This is a genomic window from Paenibacillus sp. FSL W7-1287, from assembly GCF_038004245.1.
GTDB classification, from domain to species: domain Bacteria; phylum Bacillota; class Bacilli; order Paenibacillales; family Paenibacillaceae; genus Pristimantibacillus; species Pristimantibacillus camelliae.
Genome location: NZ_JBBORD010000001.1, coordinates 3,450,076 through 3,470,265 on the forward strand (window position 1 = coordinate 3,450,076; position 20,190 = coordinate 3,470,265).

Consider the following 20,190-nt stretch of genomic DNA (forward strand, 5'->3'; position numbering starts at 1 on the left):
TTCAAATTCATGCACCTTCACCCTTCATTTCAGGTATTTACAACGAATAGTCTCAATAAAAAAAGAGCCAATTATCGAATAAATATCGATAACTGACTCACTTTCGGAAATATAGGTATAACTACTTTTTCATTGTATTATTTTCGATCTAACTTTTTCAAAATGAGATAAAGCAATATAACAATAACCCACGGCAACACATAAGTCGTCATCCACTCAAAGCTTTCCTTTACCCATGACAAACCTGTATGGATATCACTTAATGCAGAAATAATTGTAAAGCAAAGAAATAATATTAAGCCTGCTACAGATAGTAAAAATACTTTCTTACCCACAGTATTACTCCGTTCCAAAGCGGAAATACTGCTCCGCATTGCGATAGCAGATACCTTCAATAATGCTGCCTAGCAGTTCTTTATCGTTAGGCACTAAACCTGCTTCTACCCAGTCCCCTAATAGATTACATAGAATACGACGGAAATACTCATGACGAGGATAAGACAGGAAGCTCCGTGAATCCGTAAGCATCCCTACAAAGCGAGCTAACAGTCCCATATTAGCAAGAGATTTCAACTGTGCAAGCATGCCATCGATCGTATCGTTGAACCACCAAGCCGAACCAAGCTGGATTTTCCCAGGAATACCATCCCCTTGAAAGCTTCCAATAATTGAAGCTAGCACGTCGTTGTCTCCTGCATTAAGAGAATAAAGAATCGTACGCGGCAAGCCGCCTTCTCTCTCAATCGCGTCTAACAGTCTTACAAGTGGCTCTGCTAGCGGACCATCATTAATAGAATCAAAGCCTGTGTCAGGACCAAGCTTAGAGAACATCGCAGCATTGTTGTTGCGATGAGCTTTAATATGAAGCTGCATCGTCCAGCCGTACTCCGTATACAAACGTCCGAGATAACGAAGTGTAAAGGATTTGTAGGCAGCCTCTTCCTCAAGCGAGACAGCTTCCCCGTTCAAAGCTTTTGCAAATATTGCCGCAGCTTGCTCTTCGGTTGCTTCTGCATACATCACTTTATCGATAGCATGGTCAGATAATAAGCAATCCGTCTCATGAAAAAACTGTACCCGCTCCTTCAGTGCTTGCAGCAATACGGAATAGTCGGTTATCGCATAGCCACACGCATCCTCTAGTCGTTTCAACCATGGTAAAAACGTCGTCCGATTAATTTCTAGCGCTTTGTCTGGACGGAAGGAAGGGCGAACCTGGAAGCCAAGATCATTCTCCTTCTTTAAAAGCTGATGGTATTCTAATGTATCGGCTGGATCATCTGTTGTACAAACAACACGTACATTAGAGCTGCGAATTAAGCCGCGTGGAGAAAAACCTTCCTCCTTAAGTCTTGCATTTGCCTTTTCCCAGATCATCGGTGCGTTTTTCTCATTAATAATGTCCTCGATGCCGAACAGGCGCTTTAGCTCGAGATGTGACCAATGATACAAAGGATTACCAATCGTCATTGGTACGGTCTTCGCATAGGCTAGAAAACGATCATAATCCGATACCCCATTACCGCCTGTGACATGGGATTCCTCTATGCCGTTTGCGCGCATCGCACGCCACTTATAATGATCCCCGTACAGCCAAACCTCGGTTAAATTGTTAAAGGATTTATCCTCGTAAATCGCTTGCGGATCGAGATGGCAATGATAATCAATAATCGGCATTTCTTTGGCGAATTGCTCATACAGTTCAACAGCTGATTTCGAATTCAACAAAAACTGCTCATCCATAAATGCTTTCATTCATTCATCTCCTTGCATCTAATTTTCTTAATTTTAGTAAAATTTAACTAATTCATCAACTTTAACCGCTTGCCCCGTGCGAATCGACTTGTTAGCAGCAATTCCAGTTAGAATAGAGCGAGCTCCGTCAATATGGTCGGCAGCGCGATTATACTCATCATGCTCAGGAACGCCAAATATATCATTGAGCAGTACAGGATCACCGCCGCCATGACCGCCTTGCCCCGTCTCAAACTCTACTTTATACGGCTCGCCGAACATCGGGAACACGAGAATCGTTACGCCCTTCACCGCTCCTTCTAGTGCCTTGTCTCCGCCAGAATTGACGTAGGATTGCTCAACAATTTTCATTTCGATACGACCTTTCGTTCCGTTAAAGGCAATACGGTAGCCTTCCCATGGCAGATATGCATTAAGCGAATACGTAAGCTGTGCTTTGTTTTTGTATTTAACGAGCACACTCATCGTATCTTCAATAGAAATTCCATCTCCAAATACGCTTTGATCACGCTTATAGCCATCTTCAAATTCTGCATCTAGGTACATCGCCTTTAGGTGCTCATTACTATCGAGCGGTAGAGCGAACGGATCGTCCTGTGCATTAGGATGCCCTGTAGCCCGATCATAAAACGCTGTTACGCCTCTTTTTTCTGCATTCTCACGTCCATAGAACAGTAAATCACCCATTGCAAATACAGTGTCCGGCTGCGATCCGATCCAGAAGTTTACTAGGTCGAAGTGATGAGTAGACTTATGAACTAGCAGCCCTCCGCTATTGCGCTTGTCGCGATGCCATCTGCGGAAGTAATCTGCACCGTGCTGCGTATTAAGCAGCCATTCAAAGTGAATCGATGTTACATCACCAATGACACCGCTTGCAATTAACTCACGCGCTTTTGTGTGATGCGGTGCATAACGGTAGTTGAATGTAACGCGTACGCTGCGTCCTGTACGCTCAACAGCATCAAGAATTTCCTGACATTTCTCCTCGTCTACAGTCATTGGCTTCTCTGTAATGACATCACAGCCAAGCTCTAGTGCACGAATAATGTAAGTATGGTGGGTGCGATCCACGCTTGTCACGATAACTGCGTCAGGCTTTTCTGCTTCGATCATGTTGTCGAACTCTTCACTTTTATATGTTTTTACGGCATTATAATTATATTTATCAGTCAATAGCTTATTCGCATAATTCATTCGAGTTTGGTTCACATCACAAAATGCAAGCAATTCCGAGGTTTCACGAAATGTTGTAGCAATCGCAGAATAGAAAAACTCTGCACGTCCTCCTACGCCAACCTGTACATATTTTTTCTTCGTCATCTCATCATCTCTCCTTGTCATTTAATTGCCTATGCTTAAAATTTACCGCAAAATATCATTATTTTCCTCGTATATTATGCTAATATTAATAAAAGGTCTTATATTTTGTCCTTAAGGAGAAGACTTTCTATGAAAATAAAAAGTAAGCTGCATTATGGTGATCCATTAGAGCCGTTGCATGTGGAATACGACCGACGTAAAGGTCATTTCTCTATGTCTAGCAGTCATATGCACAGCCATTATGAGCTATACTATTTGTTCGCAGGACAGCGAGTTTATTTCATTAGAGATCGTTCTTACACAATTCAAGCCGGTGACTTTGTCATCATCCCTAGCGATGTCGTTCATAGAACGCTGGATAGCGGTGTACCTGACCACGAACGATTGGTGCTCTACTTCAATGAGGATTACTTTAAGCAGTTTGCGAGAGAGGATGCCGAGCTTTTGCTAGCCCCTTTTCACAGCGCACGACATATACATCGAACTGCACCTCACGAAAAGCTCCATATCGAGCAGCGTTTATATACGATGCTGCATGACATTCAGGAGCAACAGCCAGGTTATAGGTTAACTGTACAAAATACGGCCGCGGACACGTTATTATATGTAGCACGTCAAATGCGAAATGCTGTAGTTGATCCTGCTGATGATATCCTTTCTCCAACCGAAGCAAAAATGATGGAAATTGCTCAATACATCAACGCTCATTTTCGTGATGACTTGACCTTAGAACGACTAAGCAGCAGATTTTACCTAAGCGAAAGCTATTTGAGCCGTACCTTCAAAAAGCTGACAGGCTTCGCCTTTACTGAATATGTTGGAATGACGAGGGTGAAAGAAGCTCAAAGACTGCTTAGAGAGACGAATAAGCGGATTACTGATATTTCGGAGGAGGTCGGCTTTGGCAGCTTTGCGCATTTTCAGAAGGTATTCAAGGAGCTAACCGCACTCTCGCCGCGTGATTATCGCGCGCAGTTTCGCAAGTAGAAAACTAAAAAAGAAGTCGACACATGCGATGGTTAAAGTGGTACCTATGTCAAGGACACAGTAAAAAAAAGAGATTACGCAACTAAGAGATGGTTTCTGTATTGTACAGGAGCCATCCTTTTTAAATTCCATTGGTAACGATAATTGTTGTAATAGACGATGTAATGATCGATTTTCGCTTTAAGTTCATCCAGAGTTTGGACAGATTCAAAGTTCACTTCATCTTTAAAATGACCGAAAAATGATTCCTGAGGCGCATTGTCCCAACAGTTTCCTCGGCGTGACATCGATTGATCTAAATTGTGTTTCTTTAGTAGTTTTTGATATTTCGGGCTTGTATAATGAAATCCTTGATCTGAATGAATAAAAGCCTTTGGGTGGAGTTTGACTTTCTTATTGCGTACTAACCTTTCAATCGTTTTTGTTGCAATGTCTAATGTGATTCGGTCCGAGACATGATAAGCTAATATTTCGTTGGTAGAGCCATCTTTTATGGTCGACAAATAAGCCATACACTTTCCGTTATACGGCAAATAGGTGATATCCGTTAAAAGTACTTTCCCAGGGACACCTTGTTTAAACTCTCGGTTTAATTTATTTGACACAACACGATGTTCTTTCGTTGCTCTTGCTATTTGTTTATAAGGATTTGGTCTGCGGTGAGGACAGACAATCCCGTACTTCTGCATGATGCGTTGGATCTTTTTACGGCTCATAACACACTTGTAATCCTGTTCAAGCGTCATCTTGATTGAACGTGAGCCCTTTTTATAACCACGCCGATTAAAGGCTCTTAAAATCAAATCTCGTGCTTCTAAATCCTTCTGTTCCTTAATTACTCGCGTATCTCGCGCTTTTAAGAAGCTGTAATAGCCTGAACGAGAAACATTTAATAGTTCGCAAAAATAGGTTACCATGCGTTCAAATGGAAACGTAGTGAGTGTGTCTGAAAGTAATTGAAAAATCTTATTTGTGCTTATTTTTTGGCCTTCGTTTAGTAGCCTCCTTTCTGTCGCTTCGAGCTTTTTTAGCAGCTCTATCTGCCCTTCCAATAGCTGAATACGTGCAGCCTGTCTTTCCATTATTTCAGCCATTGTTAATTCACGCTTTAATGGTCTACCTGATCCAGACTTTCGTGTATCCGTTAACCCGATTAAACCATTCTTTTCATACGCTTTTCGCCAACGTGATGAAGATTGTTCAATTCGTTTGATACCAATCATTTTTTCATCAAATCCGTATTCCTTGAAGATTTGTCTTGGTGTTTTCCCGGTTAAGTATTCATCGATAAACTTACTTTTGAATGCATCTGTATACGTAATGGTACGTTCACTAACTTGTTGTACATTTGGATTCTTTTGAAGTAGCTGTACATCTTTGGGTGAAAATAATAGTTTACTCATAGTAGCCTCTAGTCCTCGTCCTCTAATCTTAATTTCTAGTATATAAAAAAACCTGTAGTTCGCACACTCTTTTTCAAGTGTCTTAACTACAGGTACCATTCTAGGTCGACTTCTTTTTTTCTATTGAGCAGTCAAAATTTGGGGACCCTCAGAGGTAATCGCAATCGTATGCTCGTATTGTGCAGCGAGCTTGCGATCCCTTGTTCGCGCAGTCCAGCCATCCTCATCGATTGTCATGTAGTAGGTGCCCTCGGTAATCATTGGCTCGATCGTGAATACCATGCCCTCCTTGATGCGGGGGCCTTTGCCAGGCTTGCCGACATGCATATAGTTCGGTTCCTCGTGCAGATCCTGGCCAATACCATGCGCATGAAGATCGCGCACGACGCCGAAGCCATTCGATTCCGCATGACGCTGAATCGTACTTGTCACGTCGCCGAGTCGATTACCAGGCTGTGCTTGCGCGATTCCGAGGTCAAGGCATTCCTTCGTAATGCGCATGAGCTTCTCAGCTGTCGGAGAAATCTTCCCGACCGCATAGCTCCATGCCGAATCGCCAAGCCAGCCATCGAGCTCTGCGACCGTGTCGATCGTCACGATATCGCCTTCCTTAAGTGGTTTATCACTAGGGAAGCCATGTGCGATTACATCGTTGACAGAAGCACAGGTCGCATATTGATAGCCCTTGTAGCCCTTCGTGTAGGGCTTTGCACCATGCTTCAAAATAATCTCTTCAAAGATGCGCTCAATCTCGTTAGTCGTGATGCCAGGCTGAATAAGCGGTGCGATCGTGCGATGGCATTCAGCCACCACTTGACATGCCTTACGGATGGCCTCGATCTCATGCTTGCTTTTTAAGATAACCATATTCGTTTCACTGCTCCTTTGTAATTGCTTGCACCGCAAGTCGGGCGATTCGATCGATTTCCAGCTCGGTAATACCCGAATAATAATGCAGCCCATAACAGCCGACCAGCACTGCAAGCATATAGTCGCCGCTGTCGTCATCGTATGGAATGATCGATTGGAGTGGTGCGTATAGTCGTTCTCTGAAACGTCTTTTACAGAGATGCTGATCCTTCTCTGGCAAGCCTGCATAATGTTCTGCAGCCATTTTGTAGATAAGATATGTACGTGCGTCTGACTGCCATAGCCGAAGCAGCGCCTTGGAATAAGTGATAACCTGCTTATCTTCCAGACCTCCGCCACCGATGCTTGTCCATTCTTCTAGAGCTTGCTCACATCGTTCAAAGCCACTTTCCAACACATCCTGGATCAATAAAAGTCGGTTAGGGTAATAATGGTACACCGTACCATAACCAAGCTCGGCCTCGCGAGCAACATCGCGAATATCAAAGCTACCGCCCGTGCGAAAGTAAGTGCGCGCGGAGGCGTCTAGGATCTGCTCTCTACGCTGCATGCGAATGAGCTCATTTTGTTCCTTGGTACGCGGACTCATGAATTCGTGGACCTCCTTGTTTAGACCTGCATATTTGTCGATGTAAAAATATTACCGCATATGGCAGGGATCTGCAATATTTTCTATTGTAATAAAAGTGATATTTAGAACAACGTTACAATACAGCCACCACTATTAGAACTAGAGTAGAGTAACCGGATTGTGAACGTCAAAAAGCCCTCATCCATTGATGAAGGTTATTTGACTTCCCTTTTCCCTTGCTACATAGCAGTGAAACACTGCATCGAAGCGTTTAAAGAATTGATGTCCATCCTCCCACTCTTTAAAATGCAGGTCCATTCGTGTTGTTGCCCAAGGGACGGGCGTGTGCTTGGAGGTTAATCTTCCAGGTAAAATCGGCTCTTCCACAACAGCCGGAAATTCCTGATAACCAAAGAGCAGATTTTCATGCATCCCGATCATTTCATACTTAGGACCTGTAAAGCCTCTTTCCTCCTGCAGCTGGTAATGATAAAAAATATAGCTGGCTACCATTTCTGGTCGAAGATACGCTACCCTCCCCCCGATACGCTCTGGTTTTTCCTTCCTTCTCCAGTGATCAAGTGAGGCTGGCTCGTTAAAATGAAACACGTCGATGAGAGCTATCCACTTACGTGCTTCCTCTTGTCCTGGCCAATCCTCCAGCATTGCGTTCAAGCCAGGGACAATTAGCTCAGGGGCAACTTGGCCTGTTAACTGTTCAATATAAAGAAATGCATCACGTTCAAAAATAAATCCAGCGACCGTCATACAATGCCCCGTATCTATGAATGTTTGTCCGGCATGCTCCTGATACATGACGGCAACTGCTCGCTCTTCCATCCCTTTTTTTAATCGAGCTCTAAACATATGTCGCTCAATCATTGCCCCTCACTCCTAGAATGTATTCATTACTTAAGCTGTAATCTATACCGCGTCCGGCTTCATAAACATTGTGAGCGGCATTAATTGAAGCTCGCGAATGCCCTGAGCGACCAGTGCAGCAATCGCTAAACCTCCCTGCTCTTGGAAATGCGTATTATCTTTAATCCCGCTGGAGTAGTTTATCCACTCCCCCGGTTCGCCCCATAGCAGCAATGATTTACTAGCTTCCTCGCCCAGCTGCTCGAACAGCTGCTTGCTCTTCTCGGCTAAGTCGATCAATGGAATATGTTCGTCTGCTGCCAGTTGTCTTACTGCTTCTAAATAATCTTTATGTGTATCGATCAGCCTTCCGTTCTGATCAAAGTATCTGCGATGTACGGACGTAAGCAGCACAGGCGTTGCTTGAACCGAGCGAGCAGCCTCGATATATTGCTTCAAATACTGTGGGTAGGTCGTTGCGGGATCGGTGTGTCGCTCCTCATCAGACTTTTGATCGTTATGTCCGAATTGGATGAACAAAAAGTCGCCTTTCCTCATCGTCTCCATTATTCCATCCAGCCTGCCCTCTGCAATAAAGCTTTTGGAGCTGCGTCCACCGACCGCATGGTTAGCTACTACGACATCATGCTTGAAATAGTAGTTCAGCATTTGACCCCAGCCTGAGAATGGAAAACGACTTGGTGCAGGATCTGTGACTGTAGAATCACCTGCCAAATAAATCGTAATCTGCTGTTCTGATGCAGTCAGCTCAAGCGCATTAATGCGCGGAGCTAGTCCTCCAAAGCTAAGCTTCAGCCTGCCATCCCTCACATTTACCCCAAATTGCTCATGTGCAAATTGACCCGCTACGGTCTCATAGTTTTGCAATACAACATGCTCACCATTTGTCTTTATGGATGTTTGCGTTGGTGCAATGGCATCGCCAATTAATACTGTAACGATGTAGTTGCCATTCGGTACATCCGCTATAAACGTTGCATCGAAGGGAATGCAAAAATCTCCATTCAAAGGCTGCTCCGTCCGTCTCTTAGCTGAGACTTTATGAGGCGAAGTAAAGCCATAGCCTAGGCTAGCGTCATACAGCGTCGTATGCGTCACCTTTTTATAATTTTCAGCTGTATCTGCTTCAGGCCCAAAATCAAATTTCCACGACATACTTAAGCTCCTTTCTTAGTCTACGATACACTTATGTAATAAAGCTGCTGTTATGTTTGCTCGTTGCCTATTTTCATTTACTGTAGCGAAACTATCAGCTATAATCGACTATAATAATTGCTCAGTTCACAAAAAAGTTGCATATTTTGCACCAGCAAACTCTCTAGACTTACTCCATGAAAAGCTCAATGACTATCTTCATAGCAACTTTCATAACAAATTTCATAGCAATCTTAATAGCAAATATGATGGTGAATGACATGTAAGAATAGTTTTGGAGGTGAGCAGGTGGGGATCTTTCACAATAGCACGGGGACGATTGCCGTTGATCATTATAAACGTAAGGGCTTCTATGCGATGCCCGTTCACCATGCCCACGATGTGTACGAGCTGTACTATTTATTCCATGGTGAACGCACCTTTTTTATACGAGATCGTTCTTATCGCATTGAACGTGGCTGCTTTGTTTTTGTGGAAAAAGAGGAGCTGCACAAAACGATTGATGCTGAGGTTCCTAACCATGAGCGACTCGTCATCAATTTCAGCTCTGAGGTCATCTCAGATTTCCCTATACGTGGACATAGTGGCGTCATTCTATTGCCACCGCAGGAGCAATATAAGGGCGAAACGCTTGTACGGGAAATTATAGCAGAAGCTCAAAATGATGCTGAAGGCAGAGATGTGATGTTAGAGTCTTTACTCAAGCAGCTGCTGCTGCTATTGTTTCGTGCACAAAAAGAGCAGCCTGAGATTAAAGCAGATACATCAAGTGTACATAGAACAATCTCTGAGGTGGCCGCCTTTGTCGGTAAGCATTATAACGATGAGCTTCGACTCCATGATGTTGCCAATCGTTTTTTTATAAGTCCATATTATTTAAGTCGCAAATTTAAAGCGTGCACAGGCTTCGGCTTCTCTGAATATGTCCAGCTTGTACGCATACGCGAGGCACAGCGCTTGCTAAGAGAGACCGAGCTTAAAATCATTGAAGTCGCAGAACAAGTCGGCATTGACTCTGTTGCTAATTTTCATAAGCTGTTTAAATCAGCGAACGGCTGCTCACCGCTGCAATATCGTAAGCGTCAGCAGGCAAGCGTAAGAAGCCACCGCTATATTTAACTCCAATACACGATACGCTAAGGTGGTACAAGCCTAAAGCTGTTCAAAGTAGCCAACAAAAAAAGCATCCTAGCAACGCTCTATAAAAGCGCTCAGGATGCTTTTTGAAGTTATTTTGCTGCTTTATATTGCTCGGCGTCCTTCTGCAAGCATTCTTCCTTCTTACAGCTCATGTAAAATACACTAACTCTCGACGTATCCACTTCTCCAATACAATCGTTACAATGTTTGCATAAAATTGTGCCGTATAAGCTAACCTTTCGTTGTTCCATAAAAACCCCTCATTTCATTGAATGGTTTTAGCATAAATCAGTCACAACACATCATATGAGTCCTTTACATTTAATATACACTATTTATTATATAATGCAACATAATTTTAGTCGCACAAACTAAAATGAGTAATATACACATTTTAAGCTAAATAAAAAGAAACATTTGCCAGTTACTGCACATATAGTGTACACTATATAAAAATAAACCACACTAAAGGCGGAGAAGCAATGAAAATAGAACGGGAATTATCACTTGAGATTGTTAGAGTGACAGAGCTAGCAGCATTAGCCTCAGCACCTTGGACGGGGCTAGGCGATAAAAACAATGCTGATGAGGCTGCCACAGAAGCGATGCGCGAAATGTTTGATTCCGTTTCAATGAAGGGTACTGTTGTTATAGGTGAGGGAGAAATGGATGAATCTCCGATGCTGTACATTGGAGAACAAGTTGGAACTGGACAAGGACCCGAGCTCGATGTTGCGGTTGATCCACTTGAAGGTACGGAATTAGTAGCCAAAGGGTTTAATAACGCCATGTCTGTCATCGCGGTTGCTAATAAAGGCAATCTATTACATGCACCCGATATGTATATGGAAAAGCTAGCAGTTGGTCCGGCGCTTGCAGGAAAGCTTTCTCTAATAGACCCCATTGACGTTACTTTGCGGAAAGCGTCACAGCTTCTCTCCAAGCCGCTTCATGAATTAACGGTTACGATTCTCGACAGAACAAGACATCAACGTATTATTGAACAAGTACGTGAGCTAGGTGTAAGAATTAAATTTTTGACGGCAGGAGACGTAGCTGGAGCCATTGCCCCTGCATTTCCGGAAGCAGGTGTTGATATGTACATCGGTTCAGGCGGTGCTCCCGAAGGCGTTTTAGCTGCTGCTGCACTCCGCTGCTTAGGTGGCGAGTTACAAGGCAGACTTATGCCAGAGGATTCACTTCAAGAGCAGCGCTGCTTGAGTATGGGACTAACGGATCCAAGGAAGCTGCTAACGATGGAGGATATGATCGGCAATGGGGATGTAATATTTGCTGCGACTGGTGTTACCCCAAGTGACTTTCTTAACGGTGTACGGTATTTACCTAATCAACGCGCAGAGACCTATTCTATGGTTATGCGTGCACAGACTAAAACTATTCGATTTATTCATTCAATCCATGATTTGGCGATGAAGCCCTATTTGCAAAAACAAATGCAGGAGCAATTTACAAGCTAAAGCTTTATTCAATCCTACGAACTAAACTTAGGCTGTTCAATAATTAATTAGAGCCTCATTAAAGGTGATACAGGGGGATTCGAGAAAGATGGAGCAAACATTTGTCATGATTAAACCTGATGGTGTGCAGCATGGACTAGTCGGTACGATTATTCAACGATTCGAAAATAAAAGACTGCGTCTTGTGCGGGCAGAGCTGCGTCAGCTCACCGTAGAACAAGCTAAGGAGCATTATCGTGACTTAGCAACTAAGCCTTTCTTTAACGATCTAATAGCGTTTATTACTTCAGGTGAGGTTATGGCTATGGTGTGGGAAGGTCCTCATGCCATTAAAGCTGCACGTAGCTTGATCGGTGCTACCAATCCATTAGAGTCGCCTACAGGTACGATTCGCGGAGATTTCGCGCTAGAGCTGGACAGCAACATCATACATGGCTCAGATAGCCTCGAAAGCGCTGAACGTGAGATTCAGCTGTTCTTTCCGAATCTTCATCCGGCCAAGTCCGTATCTTAATATCTTAAACTAGACGATTACGTGATATAATGAGAAGCAATATGGTATGTGATTGGCAAGGGAGGTTATTCATATCCAGCTTACACAAAGACAAATTGACATTATTGAGTTTGTTCAGAATCAATCTCCAGTGACAAGCGATCAAATTGCGGAATACCTCAATGTGAATCGCGCCACTTTGCGTTCTGATCTTGCTGTTCTCGTCATGCTAGGCTATCTAGATGCTAAACCGAAGGTTGGCTACTTCCCTGGCAAAGCAAAAAACGAATCGAATTGGTCATCACGCTTAGAAGATATGAAGGTTCGAGATGTGCAGGGAGTTCCGTTTGTGATCTCGATGAATGCAACCGTACAGGATGCTGTCATCTCTCTGTTTTTGGAGAATGTAGGCAGCTTGATCGTAACGGATCAGCGTGGAGCACTTGCAGGAATGGTTTCACGCAAAGACCTGTTAAAAGTCACACTCGGCAATCAATCCGCGCCAACGATGCCCGTCAGTCTTGTCATGACAAGACAACCGAAAATCGTTACCGTAGAGCCTGACGATTCCGTATTAACAGCTGCAAAAAAGCTGATGTCTAATGAAATCGGAATGCTTCCGGTTGTTCGTGTAACGGTTGATGAGGAAGGCGTAGAATACCTTGAACCGATTGGCCGGGTAACAAAAACAACGATGACAGAAATACTGCTTAGCTTAGCTACTGAACCTTTCGCAAAGGATGGCAATAGTGTATGAAGATAGATAATCAGCACTGGATCTACATCTGCTCGGACTCCGTAGGTGAAACCGCTCAAGCGGTCGCAAAAGCAACGCTTAGACAATTTCAGATGGAAGAGATTAAACTGAAGCGCTTCTCGCAGCTTCAATATGAAGAAGAAGTTCGAGCAATTGTGCAAGAAGCAGCTTCTACTCAAGCGCTCATAATCTACACTCTAGTTCAGCCTGAGCTAAGAGAAATGATGCGACTAGAAGCAGCACTATACAATGTTCAAGCAGTGGATATTATGGGCCCGGCTATGAAAGGTTTCGTCCATACCTTCCATGATCCTCCGCGAAGAAGCCCTGAACTGCCTCATATGATGGACCAGGATTATTATCGAAGAATTGATGCGATAGAATATGCTGTTCGTAATGATGACGGGAAAAGCTTAACAGAGCTTATGCATGCTGATATTGTGCTGATTGGGGTCTCCAGAACGTCTAAAACACCACTTAGCATTTATCTCGCTCACAAAGGCTATAAAACAGCGAATATCCCAATCGTGCCTGAGGTACAGCCACCGGATATATTGCAGCATATTGAACCGAAGCGCATTATTGGACTGACAATGAAGGCAGAGCAGCTCGTCCGCATTCGTGAAGCTAGACTAAAGGATCTCGGGCTAACCTCGGGGGCGAAGTATGCGGAGCATGCAAGAGTCGAACTAGAGCTTCAGCATGCACAGCAGTTTATGGAGCGAATTGGTTGTACGATGATCGATGTAACAGATCGAGCCATTGAAGAAACGAGTGAAATCATTATTGAATTTTTACAGCAATAATCTAATTAATCTAATCCTAATGCAAAGGCGCCTTTACCTGCCTCTCTTCCTGAGATAGGTAAAGGTGCCTTGTTTATTCTTAGCACAGCGCAACAAGCTTGCGGCTACGCTGTAGAAGCATGCCGCAAGCTTGTTTCTAATCGTACTTATTTCATTACAGCCTATAATGTTACGCCATCCTTGAAGATAGCAATTTCCTTAAAGCCGTTTCGCTCATTATGCGTTAACACGTCTCCAGATGCGATCGCGATAAGCCGCTCCCATAGATCATCGCTTAACTGCTCCATCGTACGTCCATCCAGCAACCGCCCTGCATTAAAATCAATCCAGTTCTTTTTACGCTCTGCTAATTCACTGTTTGTCGAGATCTTAACGGTTGGAACCGGCCCGCCAAATGGTGTTCCTCTTCCTGTTGTAAATAAGACGATATGTGCACCTGCTGCACTTAATGCCGTAACCGATACAAGATCATTGCCTGGTGCCTCAAGCAAGGTTAAGCCCTGCTGCTGTACCCGCTCCCCATAATCGATCACATCCGTAACAATTGCATGCCCGCCTTTTTGCGTGCAGCCTAAAGATTTCTCCTCTAATGTTGTAATGCCACCTGCTTTATTGCCCGGAGAAGGATTTTCATAGATTTCCTGACCGTGGCGAATAAAGTACTCCTTGAAGCCATTAATAAGCTGAACAACACCGTGGAAAACCTCTTCGCTTGCTGCCCGCTCCATCAATATTTGTTCGGCTCCGAACATTTCGGGCACCTCGGTTAATATAGCCGATCCGCCTGCCCCAATTAATCGATCAGCCATTGCGCCAGCCAGTGGATTAGCCGTGATGCCGGACAAGCCGTCTGAGCCGCCGCATTTCAGACCAAGCTTTAAGCGTGATACTGGAACGGGCTGTCTCTGAAAGCCCTCAGCATATTCAACGAGCTCATCAATTCGTGCTAAGGATTCTTCAATCTCATCCTCAGCCTGCTGCGCCTTTACGAATTTAATCCGTCTTGGGTCATAATCACCGATTACTTGCTGGAACAGCTCGATTTGATTGTTTTCGCAGCCTAGTCCAATGACAAGAATACCCGCAGCATTAGGATGAGCCACTAATGAAGCAAGCAGCTTCTGTGTATACGTCAAGTCATCTCCCAGCTGCGAACAGCCATACGGATGCGCAAAATGATAGATACCATCTACTCGACCTGCGTACAGAGAAGAAGCTTGACGCGCGACGATTTCGCATGTTTTATTGATGCAGCCTACCGTGTTAATAATCCATATCTCATTGCGAATGCCAACCTCGCCATCCTCGCGAACATAGCCCATAAACGTTCGAGCTGCATCTTGTGATTTCGTCTGAATCGCTGCCGCCTGCTCTAATGCAGCGAGATTCGGCTCATATTCATAGCTTAGGATGCCCTTCAAGCCGGTGCCCATATTATGTGTATGCACCCATGCCCCGGGCTCAATCGCTGTACTTGCGACCCCAATCGAATAACCGAATTTAAGCACATGCTCACCTGCAGCAATCGATTGCAGCGCAATTTTATGACCGAAGGGAACATCATCAAGCAATTCAAGCGATTGGCCGCCTTCAAGCGTAAGCTGCTCACCCTTCGCAAAGGCGCGAAGGGCAATGACGACACTATCCTTCTCATGAAGCTTTACCCATTCATTCATCCCTTGTATTCCTCCCATCGCATGAGAATTGCCGTTAGCTGGTCTGCAATTTGCGGATAATGCCCATTCACATTCAAGCCCCATAATGCTTCAAGCTCCAACAGCTGTACAACAGCCGCCTGCAGTGATGCCCCAGTTCTAGTCGCCAAGTGATTACTCCAAGCTTGTTCTATGATCTCTAGTAAGGACTGATCATCGCGTGGCGCATACGAAGCTCCTGCAAAGGTTCTGCCTTCATAGCCAGCATCGCCTTTCCTCACTTGATAGTACCGCAGCAAGGCAGCAAAAGCAGTAGCTAGCCCATCTGGAAGCTTAGCATCCTTTTCAAGATAATAATGTATGGCTGGGAAAAGTCTCGTTTTGAATTTGCTTACGCTGTTCATTGCAATATCTGATAATCGATGCTGAATAAACGGATTCAAAAACCGCTCGTACACTTCTCTAGCATATTGCTTCAAAGCTTCGTCCTCATAAGGCAAAGTCGGAATAATCTCCTGCTCAACCATTCGCTTAATAAGCTCCGATGTGTGCTCCTGCTCCATCGTCACTCGAACCTCTTCTAGCCCCTGCAATAGACCGTATAGCGCCATAAAGGTATGTGCTCCATTCAGTATGCTAACCTTTCGCTGCTGATACGGCTTTAGATTATCTACCCACAGCACGTTAAGACCCGCCTTATGCAATGGCAGCTCCTCCGCTAAGCTTTGATCTCCTTCAATCGCCCATAAATGGTAGGGCTCAGCTGTAGTCAGCATCGGATCTCGGTAGCCCCACTCTTCGAACCACGCCTCTGCCTGCTCCTGCTTCGGATAGCCAGTTACGATGCGGTCGACTAATGAATTTAGGAAGTAATTATGCTCCAATACCCATTGCCTAAATGCATCTGGCAGCTGCCAATCATCACAATATTTTAGAATGCATTCGCGAAGCGTATCACCATTACGCTCTAATAGCTCGCATGGCAAGCAGATTAATCCGCGATCAGCAGCTCCTTGAAACGCCTCGTATCTATGATATAAAAATCGTGTAAGCTTACCCGGATAGGATGCGATCGGCTCATGCTCTGTCCAAGCTTCAGGCTGATAAACAAGCCCTGCTTCTGTCGTGTTCGAGACGACGATTCTTAACTCAGGAAGCTCTGCTAGCGATAGAAACCGCTTCCAATCCGAGTAAGGATCGAATACCTGTGAGAAAACATTCAGCACTTCAGCACGCTCCACTGCAGCGCCATTCTCAAGTCCGCGTGTCACTAATGTATATAATCCTTCTTGGCTTGCTAGCGCCTCAATCTTCGGCTTACCGCTTGGACGCGGCTGCACGACTGCAATGCTTCCATCATATAGCCCTTGCTTACGACTTTCATGAATCATCCAATTAAAAAAGCCGCGTAAGAAATTGCCCTCACCGATTTGCAATACGGTAACTGGAGCCTCACTAAGCTTCTCATAAGCAGAGGCTTGCTCCTTATTAAGCATTTTTTGAGTTAGCTGCTGTAACACCATTAGATTCATCTCCTTCACGGGAGGTATTTGTTTCCTTCATTATAGATAACAAATATGATTCAAGAAATAGCTAATTTCATCATAATTGTACTCGATCTTGATCTCTGATAGACTTAGCTCATAACAAACATAACGTCGGGGTGGTTTTCTATGAATCCTTATCGTAAGCGATTCCAGTTTGATGGCGAGTTTCCATTCGAATATGTGTACCATGATGTTAAAAGCGCGCAAAATGAGCTGCCCGATCATGTTCATGACTGGTATGAATTCGTTTATGTCTATTCCGGACGGGGGACGTTTTTTATAGACCATATCTTTTATGATGCTGAGCCTGGCGATATCTTTTTAATACCAGGCAACACGCTGCATCGCTCCTTCCCTGTTGAGGACGATCCCAAACGTTCTACTGCGCTATTTTTCAGTGCTACCCTCATACATGCTGCTTCACTTGGTGACGCCTTTACTTACTTACAGCCTTTCGAGGCGGCCAAACGTAATCAAAGCTACCGCTTATCGCTTCCTGCAGATGCACAGGAGAGAATTATAGCTATTCTTGACCAAATTCACGAGGAGCATAGTGAAGCTAAAGTCGGCTATAGGCAAGCTATTAGACTGCATATTCAGCAAATTCTACTGCTGCTAGGCAGATATGATCTGCAAACGATGGACTCGCAGCAGGCAAGACATAATAGCTCGATGATGCCTGAGTGGATGACGGATGTACTCTCCTATGCTGATGCGCATCCTGAAGCGGATTTAAGCTTATCTGCTTTAGCTCGACATGCTGCGGTCACACCCTCGCATTTCTCAAGAGTGTTTAAGCGACTAACAGGCATGAATGTTACAGATTACGTGACCGCGAAACGAGTGATGCGTGCCAAGGAGCTTATTCAGCAAAGCCATATGAGCATTTCGGAAATTGCTGAGCAATGTGGGTTTGGCAGCATCACACATTTTCATCGCAAATTCAAGGCTTTAACAGGTATGACACCTGCTCAGTATAAGCGACACGAATGATCACAAAAGAAGCCTGCTCTGATATGGTTGCTGCATGCACCATATGTTCGAAGCAAGCTTCTTGTTCATTTTCATATAAGCCGCATAGGATTCGTACATCCTTATGCTAGAATCTATTAACAGCCTAGCATATCCTTTGCCCAATCTGACATTTTACTCGGGTTCCATGCAGGCTCCCATACGACATCGACTTCAATCTTCGGTTTTTCATCCTTTAACACCCACTCGACTGCGCCTACGATTGTGTCATGCATCGGGCAGCCTGGCGTCGTTAACGTCATGCGAACGTAAAGCTTATCTGTTTCTTCACGAACTTCATAAATTAGTCCCAGGTCAACAACGTTAATGCCGAGCTCAGGATCATATACCTCCTTGAGGAGGGTGAGGTAGTGTTCATCATTAACCATTAATCTCATCTCCTTTTATATAGGTAATTCAAAATATTTAACTTTGATCACGATATTGCACTGTATGTTTATTCGACTTCGAATATTGAATTCTGCCGATCTATTCCGATGCCGCTACCTTCTGAACACTGAGCTGATCAATGCAATGTAGAAGAAGGAGCATAGAGTAAATATGATTCCCACGATTGAAATAAGCAGCTTGGTGTCTGAAAGCAGCCCCGCAATCATCAGTGCACTACTTACTGCTATTGCCGTTAAACACAATTGCACTTTGCGATCATTCAACAGGTCACTCATTACTGGTGTGCCTCGTTTTCCTGCCTGCTTACCATACTTGTGTGTCCACCATAAGAATGGAATAATTTTTGAAGCATAGCTTAATATCATGAGTGAAACCCAGCCACCAAGGTATAGCCAGCCTGCCAAGCGTACAACCTCTTGAGTCAGCAGCTTCTCTGGCTGCCAAAAGCTATACATTAAAGCGAGAGCCGCGATTATTGCAAAGGCTTGGTTAAAGTACATCGACCACTGAATGCCCGCACCTGGGTTTCGTTTGTGACGATGCTTACGAATTTGCAGCAAATGTACATTATATACAATGATGGCGGCAGTGAGGATTGCTATCGCAAGCTGCAGCATCCTTGGTGCTCCGCCAAGCAGGAAGCACAGCGCACCTGCAATAACAGCCGCATTCCATAGGATCATTGTTACCTTCTGCAGTTTCTCTGGATAATTGTGCGACAGGTAAAACATTGGGAGCATCTTGTAGCTAAAGCCTGTTATTAATAAGCCAAACCATCCGATGGTGCCGAGCCATATATGGGCCCCGTACAACCGACCATGCAGCTCAATCCAATAACCTAGTGCTAGATTCAATCCCATCAATAATCCTGAAACTGCAGTAAGAACAAGATAGATTACCGCACATGCAGCGCTAATCGTCACCGTATTCCACAGCTTCGCACGATACAGTGTAATGGCCATATTGTAGGCGAAAACTAGAATACTGATCATCAGGATCGTTGCGCTTATTGCTATCCAGTAGATCGCCCCTTGATGGAAGCCATATAACACGCCAACTAAACCGACTGTAAAAAGCACGTAGTGAATATAGCCTAGCTTTTCACTGTAAATGTTGCGCTGCAGAATAACATGGATAAGCTGATATATAGCGCCCATCGCAAGCATCGTCGCCCAGCCTAACACAAACAAATGAATATGAAACCATCCGCTAGGTCCGCGCAGCTCCTCAGCGAGCCATTGTGTAAGCGACAGCAAGGAAGCGGTATGGAATGCAACAAAGCCTAGAATTCCAGTTATAATAAACAAGAATGGGAGACGTGACATTGATAACTCCCTCCTTATACCTTTCGAATTTTGATCTTTGCTGAACCATCCGCTTGCTCTTCTACCTCATAAGGACATCCCAAGCTATTAAGCTCCTCTATAAGAAATACGGGGACTCGATCATTATGAATATGCACCTCATCACCAGCATGACAGCGATCGATCGCAGCTAGCGTACGCATCATAGGCTTTGGTGGCTCAAGTCCACGGTTGTCTAGCCGAATGATCTTACTATCCTTTACAGGCTCATCATCAAAGTTAATCTGATCAGTTTCTGCACCCTCTTGCAACCGAATATCATTCTCAATTAATATATCTTCATTACTATCATCTTCGAGCCAATGCTTATTGCTCTTATGGACAAATGTCGTGATCCAGTGCTCCTTGCTTATTTGTTCAGCTTTGCCGATTAGCCCCTTCATCTTTAGCAGACCGAGCAGCGGTGTCGGCTTGAATGTAGCATGCAGCAGGAAAATCTCCTTTTTATCGAGCGTCTTTACCGTATCCATAATAAGCTGAAATGGCTCTAGCTTTTTTCGCAAGTGAGGTCGAACATCAAGCTCAACGACGTTAGCTTCTTTTCTCTCCATAATTGTGCGCCTCCTTTACATTACTAAGCGA

Annotated in this window: 20 protein-coding genes; 7 read left to right on the forward strand and 13 right to left on the reverse strand. The window is 44.3% G+C overall.

Translation table 11 applies throughout. The features are described from left to right. Nucleotides 1-137: 137 nt before the first annotated feature. Genes NSQ99_RS15610 through NSQ99_RS15620 form a run of 3 tightly spaced genes read right to left on the reverse strand, consistent with a single transcriptional unit; the run spans nucleotide 138 to nucleotide 3,078 of the window. Nucleotides 138-335 (reverse strand): hypothetical protein, encoded by a 198-nt coding sequence (locus NSQ99_RS15610; RefSeq protein ID WP_340837665.1) that lies wholly within the window; start codon nucleotides 333-335, stop codon nucleotides 138-140. A gap of 4 nt (nucleotides 336-339) precedes the next feature. Further along, nucleotides 340-1,755 carry a glucuronate isomerase gene (uxaC, locus tag NSQ99_RS15615; protein ID WP_340837667.1) on the reverse strand — a complete coding sequence of 472 codons (1,416 nt, stop codon included), beginning with the start codon at nucleotides 1,753-1,755 and terminating at the stop codon, nucleotides 340-342. A gap of 33 nt (nucleotides 1,756-1,788) precedes the next feature. Next, nucleotides 1,789-3,078, reverse strand: a complete 1,290-nt coding sequence (locus NSQ99_RS15620; protein ID WP_340837668.1) for a Gfo/Idh/MocA family protein — start codon at nucleotides 3,076-3,078, stop codon at nucleotides 1,789-1,791. A 129-nt stretch (nucleotides 3,079-3,207) separates the two neighbouring features. Here NSQ99_RS15620 and NSQ99_RS15625 point away from each other — a divergent pair, with 129 nt between their 5' ends. Further along, a complete protein-coding gene (locus NSQ99_RS15625; RefSeq protein WP_340837670.1) occupies nucleotides 3,208-4,065 on the forward strand; it encodes an AraC family transcriptional regulator in 858 nt (285 codons plus the stop codon). 74 nt (nucleotides 4,066-4,139) lie between these two features. Here the strand turns inward: NSQ99_RS15625 and NSQ99_RS15630 are convergent, their stop codons facing one another. From NSQ99_RS15630 to NSQ99_RS15650, 5 genes are all read right to left on the reverse strand, one after another. Continuing rightward, nucleotides 4,140-5,468 (reverse strand): IS3 family transposase, encoded by a 1,329-nt coding sequence (locus NSQ99_RS15630; protein ID WP_340834771.1) that lies wholly within the window; start codon nucleotides 5,466-5,468, stop codon nucleotides 4,140-4,142. A 120-nt stretch (nucleotides 5,469-5,588) separates the two neighbouring features. Beyond that, a complete protein-coding gene (map, locus tag NSQ99_RS15635; RefSeq protein ID WP_340837671.1) occupies nucleotides 5,589-6,335 on the reverse strand; it encodes a type I methionyl aminopeptidase in 747 nt (248 codons plus the stop codon). A gap of 7 nt (nucleotides 6,336-6,342) precedes the next feature. After that, the gene (locus tag NSQ99_RS15640) at nucleotides 6,343-6,927 is read right to left on the reverse strand and encodes a TetR/AcrR family transcriptional regulator (protein WP_340837673.1); all 585 of its coding nucleotides are present in this window, start codon (nucleotides 6,925-6,927) and stop codon (nucleotides 6,343-6,345) included. Nucleotides 6,928-7,107: 180 nt separating this feature from the next. Beyond that, nucleotides 7,108-7,791 (reverse strand): hypothetical protein, encoded by a 684-nt coding sequence (locus NSQ99_RS15645; protein ID WP_251666223.1) that lies wholly within the window; start codon nucleotides 7,789-7,791, stop codon nucleotides 7,108-7,110. 42 nt (nucleotides 7,792-7,833) lie between these two features. Continuing rightward, entirely contained in the window at nucleotides 7,834-8,946 is a 1,113-nt protein-coding gene (locus NSQ99_RS15650) for a rhamnogalacturonan acetylesterase (RefSeq protein WP_340837675.1), read from the reverse strand. 288 nt (nucleotides 8,947-9,234) lie between these two features. Between NSQ99_RS15650 and NSQ99_RS15655 the strand changes: the two genes are divergently transcribed. The 5 genes from NSQ99_RS15655 (at nucleotide 9,235) to NSQ99_RS15680 (ending at nucleotide 13,620) form a co-directional block, all read left to right on the forward strand. Further along, nucleotides 9,235-10,065 carry a helix-turn-helix transcriptional regulator gene (locus NSQ99_RS15655; protein WP_340837677.1) on the forward strand — a complete coding sequence of 277 codons (831 nt, stop codon included), beginning with the start codon at nucleotides 9,235-9,237 and terminating at the stop codon, nucleotides 10,063-10,065. A gap of 509 nt (nucleotides 10,066-10,574) precedes the next feature. Next, the gene (gene glpX, locus NSQ99_RS15665) at nucleotides 10,575-11,564 is read left to right on the forward strand and encodes a class II fructose-bisphosphatase (protein ID WP_340838812.1); all 990 of its coding nucleotides are present in this window, start codon (nucleotides 10,575-10,577) and stop codon (nucleotides 11,562-11,564) included. A gap of 88 nt (nucleotides 11,565-11,652) precedes the next feature. Then, nucleotides 11,653-12,078: a nucleoside-diphosphate kinase gene (ndk, locus tag NSQ99_RS15670; protein WP_340837679.1), complete on the forward strand. Its 426-nt coding sequence runs from the start codon at nucleotides 11,653-11,655 to the stop codon at nucleotides 12,076-12,078. 52 nt (nucleotides 12,079-12,130) lie between these two features. Further along, a complete protein-coding gene (locus NSQ99_RS15675) occupies nucleotides 12,131-12,814 on the forward strand; it encodes a helix-turn-helix transcriptional regulator (RefSeq protein WP_340837681.1) in 684 nt (227 codons plus the stop codon). Further along, on the forward strand, nucleotides 12,811-13,620 hold the full coding sequence (locus tag NSQ99_RS15680) for a pyruvate, water dikinase regulatory protein (RefSeq protein ID WP_251666229.1): 810 nt from the start codon (nucleotides 12,811-12,813) through the stop codon (nucleotides 13,618-13,620). Before NSQ99_RS15675 ends, NSQ99_RS15680 begins: the two co-directional genes overlap by 4 nt. Nucleotides 13,621-13,781: 161 nt before the next feature. On the opposite strand, the gene NSQ99_RS15685 is transcribed toward NSQ99_RS15680, so the two are convergent. Next, nucleotides 13,782-15,296 carry a UxaA family hydrolase gene (locus tag NSQ99_RS15685; RefSeq protein WP_340837683.1) on the reverse strand — a complete coding sequence of 505 codons (1,515 nt, stop codon included), beginning with the start codon at nucleotides 15,294-15,296 and terminating at the stop codon, nucleotides 13,782-13,784. Then, complete coding sequence (locus NSQ99_RS15690) at nucleotides 15,293-16,798, reverse strand: tagaturonate reductase (protein WP_340837685.1); 1,506 nt, start codon at nucleotides 16,796-16,798, stop codon at nucleotides 15,293-15,295. The genes NSQ99_RS15685 and NSQ99_RS15690 overlap by 4 nt, the downstream gene beginning before the upstream one ends. A gap of 150 nt (nucleotides 16,799-16,948) precedes the next feature. On the opposite strand from NSQ99_RS15690, the gene NSQ99_RS15695 reads away from it, so the two are divergent. After that, nucleotides 16,949-17,815, forward strand: coding sequence for an AraC family transcriptional regulator (locus tag NSQ99_RS15695; protein WP_340837686.1), 867 nt, complete (start codon nucleotides 16,949-16,951; stop codon nucleotides 17,813-17,815). Between the two features lie 116 nt (nucleotides 17,816-17,931). Here NSQ99_RS15695 and NSQ99_RS15700 read toward each other — a convergent pair whose 3' ends face one another. The 3 genes from NSQ99_RS15700 to NSQ99_RS15710 form a co-directional block, all read right to left on the reverse strand. After that, nucleotides 17,932-18,222, reverse strand: a complete 291-nt coding sequence (locus tag NSQ99_RS15700) for a metal-sulfur cluster assembly factor (protein ID WP_251666233.1) — start codon at nucleotides 18,220-18,222, stop codon at nucleotides 17,932-17,934. A gap of 114 nt (nucleotides 18,223-18,336) precedes the next feature. Next, nucleotides 18,337-19,569 (reverse strand): cbb3-type cytochrome c oxidase subunit I, encoded by a 1,233-nt coding sequence (locus NSQ99_RS15705; protein ID WP_340837689.1) that lies wholly within the window; start codon nucleotides 19,567-19,569, stop codon nucleotides 18,337-18,339. Nucleotides 19,570-19,583: 14 nt separating this feature from the next. Beyond that, the gene (locus tag NSQ99_RS15710; RefSeq protein WP_340837690.1) at nucleotides 19,584-20,159 is read right to left on the reverse strand and encodes a DUF2249 domain-containing protein; all 576 of its coding nucleotides are present in this window, start codon (nucleotides 20,157-20,159) and stop codon (nucleotides 19,584-19,586) included. Nucleotides 20,160-20,190: the final 31 nt, after the last annotated feature.

Coding starts and splice junctions, on each gene's coding strand:
- uxaC (WP_340837667.1), bottom strand. CDS start 1,755: ATGAAAGCATTTATGGATGAGCAGTTTTTGTTGAATTCGAAATCAGCT.
- NSQ99_RS15620 (WP_340837668.1), bottom strand. CDS start 3,078: ATGACGAAGAAAAAATATGTACAGGTTGGCGTAGGAGGACGTGCAGAG.
- NSQ99_RS15625 (WP_340837670.1), top strand. CDS start 3,208: ATGAAAATAAAAAGTAAGCTGCATTATGGTGATCCATTAGAGCCGTTG.
- NSQ99_RS15630 (WP_340834771.1), bottom strand. CDS start 5,468: ATGAGTAAACTATTATTTTCACCCAAAGATGTACAGCTACTTCAAAAG.
- map (WP_340837671.1), bottom strand. CDS start 6,335: ATGGTTATCTTAAAAAGCAAGCATGAGATCGAGGCCATCCGTAAGGCA.
- NSQ99_RS15640 (WP_340837673.1), bottom strand. CDS start 6,927: ATGAGTCCGCGTACCAAGGAACAAAATGAGCTCATTCGCATGCAGCGT.
- NSQ99_RS15645 (WP_251666223.1), bottom strand. CDS start 7,791: ATGATTGAGCGACATATGTTTAGAGCTCGATTAAAAAAAGGGATGGAA.
- NSQ99_RS15650 (WP_340837675.1), bottom strand. CDS start 8,946: ATGTCGTGGAAATTTGATTTTGGGCCTGAAGCAGATACAGCTGAAAAT.
- ndk (WP_340837679.1), top strand. CDS start 11,653: ATGGAGCAAACATTTGTCATGATTAAACCTGATGGTGTGCAGCATGGA.
- NSQ99_RS15680 (WP_251666229.1), top strand. CDS start 12,811: ATGAAGATAGATAATCAGCACTGGATCTACATCTGCTCGGACTCCGTA.
- NSQ99_RS15685 (WP_340837683.1), bottom strand. CDS start 15,296: ATGAATGAATGGGTAAAGCTTCATGAGAAGGATAGTGTCGTCATTGCC.
- NSQ99_RS15690 (WP_340837685.1), bottom strand. CDS start 16,798: ATGGTGTTACAGCAGCTAACTCAAAAAATGCTTAATAAGGAGCAAGCC.
- NSQ99_RS15695 (WP_340837686.1), top strand. CDS start 16,949: ATGAATCCTTATCGTAAGCGATTCCAGTTTGATGGCGAGTTTCCATTC.
- NSQ99_RS15700 (WP_251666233.1), bottom strand. CDS start 18,222: ATGGTTAATGATGAACACTACCTCACCCTCCTCAAGGAGGTATATGAT.
- NSQ99_RS15705 (WP_340837689.1), bottom strand. CDS start 19,569: ATGTCACGTCTCCCATTCTTGTTTATTATAACTGGAATTCTAGGCTTT.
- NSQ99_RS15710 (WP_340837690.1), bottom strand. CDS start 20,159: ATGGAGAGAAAAGAAGCTAACGTCGTTGAGCTTGATGTTCGACCTCAC.